Annotated in this window: 8 protein-coding genes and 1 tRNA gene; 7 read left to right on the top strand and 2 right to left on the bottom strand. The window is 65.3% G+C overall.

The annotated features are described in order from the left end of the window. Positions 1 to 109: 109 nt before the first annotated feature. The gene (locus HWX08_RS06270; RefSeq protein WP_069261112.1) at positions 110 to 1,042 is read right to left on the bottom strand and encodes a YihY/virulence factor BrkB family protein; all 933 of its coding nucleotides are present in this window, start codon (positions 1,040 to 1,042) and stop codon (positions 110 to 112) included. 142 nt (positions 1,043 to 1,184) lie between these two features. On the opposite strand from HWX08_RS06270, the gene fdnG reads away from it, so the two are divergent. The 7 genes from fdnG to HWX08_RS06235 all read left to right on the top strand — a co-directional run bounded on the left by fdnG (position 1,185) and on the right by HWX08_RS06235 (position 10,411). After that, positions 1,185 to 4,256: a formate dehydrogenase-N subunit alpha gene (gene fdnG, locus HWX08_RS06265; protein WP_107313295.1), complete on the top strand. Its 3,072-nt coding sequence runs from the start codon at positions 1,185 to 1,187 to the stop codon at positions 4,254 to 4,256. A gap of 10 nt (positions 4,257 to 4,266) precedes the next feature. Continuing rightward, positions 4,267 to 5,181 (top strand): formate dehydrogenase subunit beta, encoded by a 915-nt coding sequence (gene fdxH, locus HWX08_RS06260; protein ID WP_069259554.1) that lies wholly within the window; start codon positions 4,267 to 4,269, stop codon positions 5,179 to 5,181. Then, a complete protein-coding gene (locus HWX08_RS06255) occupies positions 5,178 to 5,804 on the top strand; it encodes a formate dehydrogenase subunit gamma (RefSeq protein ID WP_069259555.1) in 627 nt (208 codons plus the stop codon). Before fdxH ends, HWX08_RS06255 begins: the two co-directional genes overlap by 4 nt. 108 nt (positions 5,805 to 5,912) lie before the next feature. Next, positions 5,913 to 6,848: a formate dehydrogenase accessory protein FdhE gene (gene fdhE / locus HWX08_RS06250; RefSeq protein ID WP_174922587.1), complete on the top strand. Its 936-nt coding sequence runs from the start codon at positions 5,913 to 5,915 to the stop codon at positions 6,846 to 6,848. 73 nt (positions 6,849 to 6,921) lie between these two features. Further along, entirely contained in the window at positions 6,922 to 8,361 is a 1,440-nt protein-coding gene (gene selA / locus HWX08_RS06245) for an L-seryl-tRNA(Sec) selenium transferase (RefSeq protein WP_174922588.1), read from the top strand. Continuing rightward, positions 8,358 to 10,283, top strand: coding sequence for a selenocysteine-specific translation elongation factor (gene selB, locus HWX08_RS06240; protein WP_174922589.1), 1,926 nt, complete (start codon positions 8,358 to 8,360; stop codon positions 10,281 to 10,283). The genes selA and selB overlap by 4 nt, the downstream gene beginning before the upstream one ends. Positions 10,284 to 10,315: 32 nt before the next feature. Continuing rightward, positions 10,316 to 10,411: transfer RNA gene (locus tag HWX08_RS06235), tRNA-Sec, on the top strand. A gap of 971 nt (positions 10,412 to 11,382) precedes the next feature. On the opposite strand, the gene HWX08_RS06230 is transcribed toward HWX08_RS06235, so the two are convergent. Next, complete coding sequence (locus HWX08_RS06230) at positions 11,383 to 12,234, bottom strand: hypothetical protein (RefSeq protein ID WP_174922590.1); 852 nt, start codon at positions 12,232 to 12,234, stop codon at positions 11,383 to 11,385. Positions 12,235 to 12,569: the final 335 nt, after the last annotated feature.

Raw genomic sequence — 12,569 nt, 5'->3', positions numbered from 1 at the left:
ACGCAGGTAAAGAGCGTGTCAACGCCGCGCGATTGCGCGGCGGGTCGCGTGGTTGCAAGCGGTGGACGGGTTGTGCAGGGGTGCCCAGCAGTGTCGGGAGCGAAGCGAATCAATCGTCGCCGTTGCGAACGTCGAGCCCGTCGGCTCGAACGGGCGCCGCCTGCGCGGCACCGGCGGGCCGATGCGCGTTGCCCCGGGCCGCCGCGAATTCCGCGCCGAGCAACAACACGATCGCGGAGAAGTACAGCCACATCAGCAGGACCGCGAACGATCCCGCCGCGCCGAACGCGCTCGCCGTGCCCGCGTGCGCGAGGTACAGCGCGAACAGCTTCTTGCCGCCGGAGAACAGGATCGCGGACACGACGCCGCCGATCGCGGCGTCGCGCCATGCGACGCGCGCATCGGGCAGAAACTTCATCAGCGACGCGAACGCGCCCGCGAGCACCGCGATGCCGACGAAGAACTGCACGAGGTTCGTGACGACCACATACGGCGAATTGCCCAGCAGCCACGTGCCGACGAACGTGATCGCGGTGTCGAGCACGAGCGACACGATCAGCAGGAACGCGACGCCGAGCACGAGCCCGAACGAGATCAGCCGCACGCGCACGAGCCCGAGCATGCTCGACCAGCGGTTTTCGGTGGCCGGCCAGATCACGCTGAGCGCGGCGCTGAGCGACGCGAAGGTGGCCGACGCACCGATCGCGAGCGCGGCGAACGAGATCAGGGTGGCGAGCCCGCCGCGCTCGCCCGCGCGGTGCGCGTTCTGCACGATCGTCTGGATGCTGGCCGCCGCATCGTCGCCGATCAACTGGTGCGCCTGTTCGAACACCTGGCCGCGCGCGGCATCGTCGCCGTAGAACCAGCCGGCCACCGCGATCACCATCACGAGCATCGGCGCGAGCGAGAACGCGGAGAAAAATGCGATGCCCGCGGCCATCGCGGAGCAGCGGTCGGCCGAAAAGCGCTTGAACGCGGTGAGGGCCCAGTTGGCCTGTCGTTGGGCGAGACGGCTGGCTTCGGAAGTGATCGGTCGTTTCATGACGGTTCGGGTGCGCGCGGAACGCGGATCATCGTTGGTAATCATACAATTCGGTATTGATCCGAGGATTCGAACATAGTTGCGCGAACTGTCTATAATTCCTTTCAGTTTCCCCACCCCCACAATAACGCCGAGACCAGCCATGCTACAAATGTCCCGGCGCCAGTTCCTGAAGGTGACGGCTACGTCGCTTGCCGGATCGAGTCTAGCCCTGATGGGCTTCTCGCCGTCCGAAGCGCTCGCCGAAGTCCGACAGTACAAGCTGGCGCGCACCGTCGAAACGCGCAACACCTGTCCTTACTGTTCAGTGGGTTGCGGCATCCTGATGTACAGCCTCGGAGACGGCGCGAAGAACGCGCAGCCGAGCATCATCCATATCGAAGGCGATCCCGACCACCCCGTCAATCGCGGCACGCTGTGCCCGAAGGGCGCGAGCCTGATCGACTTCATCCACAGCCCGAACCGCCTCACGCACCCCGAGTATCGGGCGCCCGGCTCGGACAAGTGGGAGCCGATCTCGTGGAATGACGCGCTCGACCGCATCGCGAAGCTGATGAAGGCCGACCGCGACGCGAACTTCGTCGAGACGGCGGAAGACGGGGCGAAGGTCAACCGCTGGCTGACCACCGGCATGCTGGCCGCGTCGGCCGGCAGCAACGAAGTGGGCTACCTGACGCACAAGACGGTCCGCAGTCTCGGGATGCTCGCATTCGACAATCAGGCGCGTGTCTGACATGGCCCGACGGTGGCAGGTCTTGCCCCGACGTTTGGCCGTGGAGCGATGACGAACCATTGGGTCGACATCAAGAACGCGGACGTGATTCTCGTGATGGGCGGCAATGCAGCCGAGGCCCATCCTTGCGGTTTCAAGTGGGTGACGGAGGCGAAGGCGCACCGCAAGGCGCGGCTGATCGTCGTCGACCCGCGCTTCACGCGTACGGCCTCGGTGGCCGATTACTACGCGCCGATCCGCACCGGCACCGACATCGTCTTCCTGGGCGGCGTCATCAACTATCTGCTGACAAACGACAAGATCCAGCACGAGTACGTGAAGAACTACACCGACTTCTCGTTCATCGTGCGCGAGGATTTCGCGTTCAACGACGGCATCTATTCCGGATATGACGCCGAGAAGCACGCGTACCCGGACAAGTCGAGCTGGGACTACGAGCGCGGCGACGACGGCTTCGTGAAGGTCGACCCGACGCTGCAGCATCCGCGCTGCGTGTACAACCTGCTGAAGCAGCACTACGCGCGCTATACGCCGGACATGGTCCAGCAGGTCTGCGGTACGCCGAAGGAGAAATTCCTGAAGGTGTGCGAGATGCTCGCGACCACCGCGGTTCCCGGCCGCGCCGGCACGGTGCTGTACGCGCTCGGCTGGACCCACCACTCGATCGGCGCGCAGATCATCCGCACCGGCGCGATGGTGCAGCTGCTGCTCGGCAACATCGGCATCGCCGGCGGCGGGATGAACGCGCTGCGCGGCCACTCGAACATCCAGGGGCTGACCGACCTCGGGCTGATGTCGAACCTGCTGCCGGGCTACATGACGCTGCCGATGCAGGCCGAGCAGGATTTCGACGGCTACCTGAAGAAGCGCGTGCAACTGCCGCTGCGGCCGAACCAGCTGAGCTACTGGAAGAACTACAAGGCGTTCCACGTCAGCTTCATGAAGTCGTGGTGGGGCGATGCGGCGACCGCCGAGAACAACTGGGCTTACGACTACCTGCCGAAGCTGGACAAGCAGTACGACCTGATGCAGGCGATCGAGCTGATGAACGCCGGCAAGATGAACGGCTACATCTGCCAGGGCTTCAACCCGCTCGCGGCGGCGCCGTCGAAGGTGAAGACGGCGGCCGGCCTCGCGAAGCTGAAGTGGCTCGTGATCATGGATCCGCTCGCGACCGAGACGTCCGAGTTCTGGAAGCATCACGGCGACTACAACGACGTCGATGCGTCGAAGATCCAGACCGAGGTGTTCCGTCTGCCGACCACCTGCTTCGCGGAGGAAAACGGCTCGCTCGTGAGTTCGAGCCGCGTGCTGCAGTGGCACTGGAAGGGCGCGGAGCCGCCGGGCGAAGCACGGAGCGACCTCGAGATCATGTCCGGGCTGTTCCTGCGCATGCGCAAGATGTACCAGACGGACGGCGGCAAGTATCCGGACCCGATCGTCAACCTGACCTGGCCGTACGCGAACCCGGAAAGCCCGACGCCCGAAGAGCTCGCGATGGAGTTCAACGGGAAGGCGCTCGCCGATCTGCCCGATCCGAAGGACCCGACCAAGACGCTCGTGAAGAAGGGCGAGCAGCTCGCCGGGTTCGCGCAGCTGAAGGACGACGGCACGACCGCGAGCGGCTGCTGGATCTTCTGCGGCGCATGGACGCAGGCCGGCAACCAGATGGGGCGGCGCGACAACTCCGACCCGACCGGCATCGGCCAGACGCTGAACTGGGCGTGGGCGTGGCCGGCGAACCGGCGGATCCTGTACAACCGCGCGTCGTGCGACGTCGCCGGCAAGCCGTTCGACCCGACCCGCAAGCTGATCGGCTGGAACGGCAGCGCGTGGAAGGGCGCCGACGTGCCGGACTTCAAGGTGGACGAATCGCCCGAAAACGGGATGGGGCCGTTCATCATGAATCCCGAAGGTGTCGCACGCTTCTTCGCGCGCGCGGGGATGAACGAAGGTCCGTTCCCCGAGCACTACGAGCCGTTCGAGACGCCGCTCGACGCGAACCCGCTGCACCCGAACAACCCGCAGGCGCTGAACAACCCGGCTGCCCGCGTGTTCCCGGACGACCGCGCGTCGTTCGGCAAGGTGGCAGACTTCCCGCACGTGGCGACGACGTACCGGCTGACCGAGCACTTCCACTACTGGACCAAGCATGCGCGGCTGAACTCGATCATCCAGCCCGAGCAATTCGTCGAGATCGGCGAAGATCTCGCGAAGGAAGTCGGCGTCGCGCACGGCGAGCGCGTGAAGGTGTCGTCCAAGCGCGGCTACATCGTCGCGGTCGCCCTCGTCACGAAGCGGATCAAGCCGCTGACGGTCGACGGCAAGAAGGTCCAGACGGTCGGCGTCCCGTTGCACTGGGGCTTCAAGGGTCTGACGAAGCCCGGCTATCTCGCCAATACCCTGACTCCGTCCGTGGGCGACGGCAACTCCTATACACCGGAATTCAAGTCGTTTCTGGTGAAGGTCGAAAAGGCGTAAGGGGAAAGAGATGGCATTGCAATCGCTGGATATCAAGCGCGTCTCGGCCACCACGACGCCACCGCCCACGGTGCGCGAACCGGTGACCGGGAGCGTCGCGAAGCTGATCGACGTATCGAAGTGCATCGGCTGCAAGGCATGCCAGACGGCATGCATGGAGTGGAACGACCTGCGCGACGAAGTCGGTACCAACGTCGGCGTGTACGACAACCCGGCCGACCTGACCGAGCATTCGTGGACGGTCATGCGGTTCTCCGAATACGAGAACCCCGCGGGCGACCTCGAGTGGCTGATCCGCAAGGACGGCTGCATGCACTGCGAGGATCCGGGCTGCCTGAAGGCGTGTCCGTCGCCGGGCGCGATCGTGCAGTACAACAACGGGATCGTCGATTTCCACGAGGAGAACTGCATCGGCTGCGGCTATTGCGTGACCGGCTGCCCGTTCAACGTGCCGCGGATCTCGAAGAAGGATCATCGCGCGTACAAGTGCACGCTCTGTTCCGACCGCGTCGCGGTCGGCCAGGAACCGGCCTGCGTGAAGACCTGCCCGACGGGCGCGATCGTGTTCGGCACCAAGGAGGACATGAAGCAGCACGCGGCCGAGCGGATCGAGGACCTGAAGGAGCGCGGCTTCGAGCATGCGGGGCTGTACGACCCGCAAGGGGTGGGCGGCACGCACGTGATGTACGTGCTGCACCACGCGGACAAGCCGTCGCTGTACCACGGGCTGCCCGACAACCCGTCGATCAGCCCGATGGTGAAGCTGTGGAAGGGCATCGCGAAGCCGCTCGCGGTCGCCGGCCTCGCGCTCACGGCGCTCGCCGGGTTCTTCCACTACGTCCGCGTCGGTCCGAACGAGGTGAGTGACGAAGAGGAAGCCGCCGCGCGCGCCGAGGCGCGACGCATCAAGGAGGACGCGAAATGAAGCACGACGACCCCAACCTGATCGTCCGCTACACGCCGAACGAGCGCACGAATCACTGGATCACCGCGATCACGTTCGTGCTGCTCGCGCTGTCCGGGCTCGCGCTGTTCCATCCGTCGATGTTCTGGCTGACCGCGCTGTTCGGCGGCGGCCAGTGGACGCGGATCCTGCACCCGTTCGTCGGCCTCGTGATGTTTGTGTCGTTCGCGATCCTGGTGGTGCGCTTCTGGCACCACAACATGCTCGACGCGGACGATCGCCAGTGGCTCAGGCAGATCGACGACGTGCTGACCAATCAGGAAGACAAGCTGCCGCCGGTCGGGCGCTATAACGCCGGACAGAAGCTGCTATTCTTTACGTTGGTGGCGTGCCTGCTGCTGCTCCTGCTGTCGGGAGTCGTGATCTGGCGGCGCTACTTCTCGTTCTACTTCCCGATCGGGGTGATCCGCGCGGCCGCTGTCGTGCATGCCGTGGCGGCCTTCGTGCTGATCGCGAGCATCATCGTGCACATTTATGCGGCGTTGTGGGTGAAGGGCTCGATCGGCGCGATGGTGCGCGGCACCGTCACGCTGGGCTGGGCTCGCAAGCATCACCCGAAGTGGTTCCGTGAAAGCGTGAAATGACGCACCGGAGCGGGCCGGCTCGCCGATCGCGGCGGGCCGGCCCGTCAGCCGTCGGAACCGCCTGAAAGCGCCGACTCGTCGGCGCTTGTTTATTTGGAAGACATTCTCGTGACACAACGTATTCTCGAACCGACCGAGATCTCGGCACTCGATCATTCGGCCATTCCGCGCTTTCGCCTGCCGGAGCGCGCCACCGCGTTCGCGGCGCGCGCCGCGCGGCTGCGCAAGCTGGCCGACCTGAACCCGATCAGCGGCTACCTGCGGCTGATGGCCACCGTCGCCGATGCGCAGCACGCGACGCTGCAGACGCTCGAACTGCCGCTGCCGTCGAAGGACGCGATCGCGCGGGCGCAGCAGCATTCGATGCCGCTCGTGCCGGCGCTCGACGGCGAGCGCGATGCGCGCTGGCGCGCCGTGCTGTACGAGTTGCTCGACCGCGTCGAAGGCGCCGGGCTCGTGAACCCGCAGCTCGCGAAGCTGCTCGACCGGCTGCGCCTGATGGCGCCTGCCGAACTCGACGCGCAGGCCGACGCGATCCTCGCGCTGCGCTTCGCCGAAGTCGATCCGGCCACCGCGCCGTTCCTGATGGCCGCGCTGCAGGTCGTCTGGACGGATCTCGCGAGCCGCGTTGCGCCGGCCGACGTCCCGTATCTCGACCAGCCGGGGCTGTGCCCCGTATGCGGGTCGCATCCGGTCGCGAGCGTCGTGCGCGTCGGCGGCCAGTACCAGGGCTACCGTTTCCTGCAATGCGGGCTGTGCACGACCGAATGGCACATGGTGCGCACGAAGTGCTCGCACTGCGATTCGACGAAGGGCATCGCATATCACGGGATCGAGGGCGGCAGCGAAGCCGTCAAGGCCGAATCGTGCGACGAGTGCAAGACCTATCGCAAGATCGGCTATCAGGACAAGGACTACGAGTTCGAGCCGCTGGCGGACGATCTCGCGAGTCTCACGCTCGACCTGCTGATGAACGAGGCCGGCTATCAGCGCAGTTCGCCGAACCCGCTGTTGTGGCCGGACGTTGCGCGGGAAGCGGATTGACGGCAGGGGCCGGGGCGGCGCGCGAGCGCGGGTGCCGGCCCACTGTGAAGCATGAGACTGGAGCCACCTCGACGTGACCGAACCCGGTTTGAATGAATTGAATGCCGTGCTGGCGCGCGTGCCGTCGGTCGAGCGCGTGCTGTCGTCGGCGCCGCTGCAGCCGCTGCTTGCCGACTACGGCCGCACACGCGTGCTGAACGCCGTGCGCGCCGAGCTCGAACGCTGGCGTACCGCCGCGCAGCACGATCCGGCAGCGGCGGAACCGCTCGACGAGCCGCGCATCGCCGCGGCCGTCGCGCGTACGCTGGCCGCGCAGAGCACGGGCGCCGTGCGCGCCGTGTTCAACCTGACCGGCACCGTGCTGCACACGAACCTCGGGCGTGCGCTGTTGCCCGACGACGCGGTGCGGGCCGTGGTCGACGCGCTCACACGCCCCGTCAACCTCGAATTCGACCTCGCCACGGGCCGCCGCGGCGATCGCGACGACCTGATCGACGATCTGCTGTGCGAACTGACCGGCGCGGAAGCCGCGACCGTCGTGAACAACAATGCGGCGGCCGTGCTGCTGACGCTGTCGGCGCTCGCGACGAAGCGGGAAGTCGTCGTGTCGCGCGGCGAGCTGGTCGAAATCGGCGGCGCATTCCGCATTCCCGACATCATGAGCCGCGCGGGCGCCCGGCTGCGTGAAGTCGGCACGACCAACCGCACGCATCTGCGCGACTACGCGGATGCCATCGGCCCGCGCACCGCGCTGCTGATGAAGGTGCACTGCAGCAACTACGCGATCAGCGGCTTCACGAAGGAGGCGACGCTCGCCGAGCTCGCGCCGCTCGCGCGCGAGCACGGGCTGCCGGTTGCCGTCGATCTCGGCAGCGGCACGCTCGCCGACCTGACGCAATGGGGGCTGCCGCACGAAACCACCGTGCAGGAAACCGTGGCCGCCGGTGCAAACGTTGTCACGTTCAGCGGCGACAAGCTGCTCGGCGGCCCGCAGGCCGGCCTGATCGTCGGCGATCGCGCGCTCGTCGCGAAGATCAGGAAACATCCGCTCAAGCGTGCGCTGCGCGTCGGCAAGCTGACGCTCGCGGCGCTCGAACCCGTGCTGCGTCTCTACCAGTCCCCCGAATTCCTGCGTGACCGGCTCACGACGCTGCGCCTGCTCACGCGCGCGCAGCACGAGATCGCCGAGGCCGCCGAACGCGTGCGTCCGGCGCTGGAGGCCGCGCTCGGCAGCGGTTTCGACGTGACGGTAGAGCCGATGTTCAGCCAGATCGGCAGCGGCGCGCTGCCGGTCGACCAGTTGCCGAGCGCCGGGCTCGTCGTGCGCACGGCGGACGGTAAGCGCGCCGGCCGCGCGCTGGCGCAACTCGAGAAACGGCTGCGCGAATGGCCGCGCCCGGTGATCGGCCGCGTGGCCGACAATGCGCTGCGGCTCGACCTGCGCTGTCTCGAAGCCGCCGACGAGGCGGCGTTCGTCGCGCAGTGCGGGGCGTTCGCGGGGCCCGCTGCATGATCGTCGGTACCGCCGGACACATCGACCACGGCAAGACGACGCTCGTGCGTGCGCTGACGGGCGTCGATACCGATCGCCTGAAGGAAGAGAAGGCGCGCGGCATCTCGATCGAGCTCGGCTATGCGTATACGCCGCTCGACAACGGCGACGTGCTCGGCCTGATCGACGTGCCGGGCCACGAGAAGCTGATTCATACGATGGCGGCCGGCGCATGCGGGATCGACTTCGCGCTGCTCGTGATCGCGGCCGACGACGGCGTGATGCCGCAGACGCGCGAGCATCTTGCGATCCTGCAACTGCTCGGCGTCACGCATGGCGCGGTCGCGCTGACGAAGTGCGATCGCGTCGATGCCGCGCGCGTGGCCGACGTGCGCGACGAGATTGCCGCGTGGCTGCGCGACTCGACGCTGGCCGGCGTGCCGATCTTCGAAACGCGTGCGACGGCTTCGGGCGATGCCGGCGTCGCCGAGTTGAAGCGCTACCTGACGGACGCTGCAATCGCATGGCGCGCGCGGCGCGACGACGGCCTTTTCCGGCTCGCGGTCGATCGCGTGTTCACGCTCGCGGGGCAGGGCACCGTCGTGACGGGTACCGCGTTCGCGGGCCGCGTCGCGACCGGCGACACGCTCGCGATCGTGCGCACGGGCGGCGCGGCGCGCGTGCGCAGCATCCATGCGCAGAACCGGCCGGTCGAGGCCGGCCGTGCGGGCGAGCGTTGCGCACTGAATCTGGCGGGCGTCGACAAGGCCGAGGTGGAGCGCGGCGATACGGTCGCCGATGCGCGGCTCGTCGCGACGTCGCCGCGTCTCGACGTCGAACTGACGCTGCTCGCGGACGCGGGGCTCACGCTCACGCACTGGGCGCCGCTGCACGTGCATCTCGGCACGCTGCATCGGGTCGCGCACGTCGCGCTGCTCGACGGCGATACGCTCGCGGCCGGCCAGCGGATGCGCGTGCAACTGGTCTTCGACGAGCCGGTGTTCGCGCTGCCGGGCGACCGCTTCATCGTCCGCAATCCGCAGGCGACGCGCACGGTCGGCGGCGGTCGCGTGCTCGATCCGTTCGGGCCCGCACGCAAGCGTCGCACGCCGCAGCGTCGCGCGTGGCTCGACGCGCTGGCCGAATGGCTCGACGAAGGACGCGTCGATGCATTGCTCGCGCAGGCGCCGCTCGGTATCCCGCGCGCGACGCTCACGCATCTGACGGGTTTCGCGCCGAACGCGCTCGCGTTGCCGGACGATGCGCTGGCGATCGGCCAGCGCGATGCCGCGTCGAACGACGGCGCGGTGATTGCGCATGCGCACTGGCGTGCAATGCAGACGCGCGCGATCGATACGTTGCGTGCGTATCACGAACGCATGCCGGACGAGCAGGGGCTCGACGCCGCGCGCTTGCGGCGGATGGCTGCGCCGCTCGCCGGCGATGCGCTGTGGCGTGCGCTCGTCGACGCGCTGGTGGCGAGCGGCGAAGCGGCGCGCAGCGGGCCGTGGCTGCATTTGCCGTCGCATGCGGTGAGCCTCGAGCCGCGCGAGGAAGCGCTGGCGCAGCAGCTGCTGCCGTGGCTGCATGCGGGGCGCTTCGATCCGCCGTGGGTGCGCGACCTGGCGCGCGATACGGGGGCGGCCGAGGACGCGGTGCGGACCTTGCTGCGCAAGCTCGCGCGGCGCGGCGACGTGCACCAGGTCGTGCGCGACCTGTTCTATCACGCGGACGTCGTGCGTGAGCTTGCTGCACTGGTCGCGCATCTCGCGCCGTCGCTCGGCGGCGGGCTCGACGCGGCGACGTTCCGCGACGCGACGGGGCTCGGCCGCAAGCGCGCGATCCAGATTCTCGAGTTCTTCGACCGGGTTGGGTATACTCGCTTCCACCGCGATCTTCACTTCCTGCGGCCTGACAGCGGTTGGGCGGGTATTCAGGCGTAGGCACTCGTTGGTCTTTTGATTCTTTTCCCCACGGAAGGCATTCGTATCCGGTGGTACGGCCGGGCTTCAAACCCGGTTGGGGGTGTCAGACACTCCCGGGTCGGTTCGACTCCGGCTGCCTTCCGCCACAATGGTTTCGGAGAATCGCACTTCGCCTAAATGTGCGCGATTCATTTCCGCAAATTTCTCCCTTTTCCGCAAAGCTATCGTTTTGTCGGCTTCACCTTGTCGCCGCGGCGGTTGCGCATGTAGAGGCGAGTCTGATCTTCCCGGAGGAATGGACGTCGACCGAAATTTGAGCCATCGACTCAAAATTCAATCGACGCGGACGCCGACATCGCGACGCGCCTCGTTGGCGATTGCTCGATAGTCAAGACCGAAGCAGCGGATTGCATGAATGCCCACGGCGCGCGCCCACAGACGTCATCTAGGCGGCACGACGTCGGTTGCGGTATTCGGCGGGGTAAGAAATCCGGCTGATCGGATTCGGGCGGGGCGCATTTTGTGCGTGTGGCGCTGCAGCTCGGACTGGGCCGATTGTCGGTTCGATGAATGTAGGCGATGCTGTCAGACTTTACGGAAATCAATGCATGGGTCTGCTGATCATCTCGATATGCGTCGCTGTCGCCGTATTTTTCATCCTGTGAGCGATTCCGGTCGAGCGGCGTCTACGTTTTCAATCCCGGACGAAGAGGCTTTGGCGATGCCGTATTGGATTCGCAAGCTGCCGTGCGAGTGGTAGTTGTAGTCGACTGCCTTCCACCCCACGGGCTTCAAGTCGTTCGGGTATGCTGACGGAGTTTCGCGCGCCCGTTCGTGATGCTTCCCGGCGAAGATCCAATCCCGTCGGGACAGCCCTCCGAATTTCGCTCATTCGCATCCAGGGATGAAACGCACCGCGGCGTGCCGCGCGGCTTGGCCGGTGCGCACGCCCGGCCGATCTGCACCATTTCACGCCGCTCCGGTCGATGTAACGTGCCTTCGCCTGCGTTCGAATGACCACCCGGGCAGCCAGGTCGTATTCGAGCCTGCTTCTGTCAAGCTTGCACGTCTTCACCAAGCCGGCGTGGCTCATCCGGCTTGGCGCGCGTGAGCGATGTCAACGCCCGTAGTCCATTCTCACGCCGACAGGCGTCGCATTCACGCCGCATTTATTCGACGATACGGTGTTGATCGGCGCCGTATATTTATCTTTTCCGCCCGTGTTGAAATAGGTGACGAGCAGAGGGCTGAAGGTAATGCCGGTTTTTACCAGGGAGGTACAAGGATCGGAACTTCCTTCTACCCAGCTCCCCGGATAACTCAATGCCATGTTGCCGCGCAGAATCTCGAATTTCCCGATCTCGACAGTCTGGACCGGATCGCCGGCGCCATCGAGTACGTCGACGGTGCCGGACAGGACTGCATGCTGAGCAGTGCTTTCGATCAGGGTTGCCGTGAGGTGATAGGTATATCCTTGTGTCGTCGGCAGATTGAGCGCGCAGGTAATGCCGCTTCCGCCATCGGCGCCTTTGGCACAATTGCTGTTGTAGAGTTGGCCCGCATTTTTACCGAAATACGAGAAATGCGCCTGGCCGCCGTAGCCGTAAGATTGCACGGTCGGGTTGATGCCGATGTATATCGTATCTCCGCCACCGGCTCCGTTTGTCGGATCCAGCCAGAATTGAGTCGCGACAAATCGTGTGCCGATCGGGTTGGAATTCAGTTTGTTGAAGGTGAAGCTCGTCTCCAGCTTGTCGAAATATCTTGCGGGGCGGCTGGCTGGAAAGTCGTAGTCGATATTTATCACATTCCCCGTAGGGTTTGTCGGCGGGAAGTACGTTCCTTGATTGATGCCGGCGAATCCTGGCGTGGAGGCGAGCATCAGGCTGCAAAGCAGGAGCGCGCCGTGCGGATTTTTTCTGACGGAGCGGCCAGCGTGGAAGCGGTCGAGTTTCGATTTGCCAATCATTTCATGATCCTTGGTCTTTGGATTGCTATGAATTCTGATTAGAAACGTTACTTGAAAAATAAAAGCGGATGTCTATAGGATGGTATGGAAACTATCTGCCCCGGTGTTTCATTTCAGTGAAAATTCAGCGTGAAAATTTGCTTGTCTTGATCGTTTGTTGTTTCGTTTTTATGATTGTTTCAAATAAAGCATCGTTTGAATGCTGCGTGTTATCGATTAAATCAATATTGCGGTGACTCATGCTCGAGGAAATGCACTTGAGCGGCGCCAGTATGGGTATCGTTTGGGCGATGGTCAAGATGTTTTGTGTAATATAGCTTGATTGTGAAATTAAA

The sequence above is a fragment of the Burkholderia metallica genome (assembly GCF_902832845.1).
GTDB classification, from domain to species: Bacteria; Pseudomonadota; Gammaproteobacteria; order Burkholderiales; family Burkholderiaceae; genus Burkholderia; species Burkholderia metallica.
Note: the sequence above shows the minus strand (reverse complement) of the source record. Positions and strands in the feature narration are given on the sequence as shown.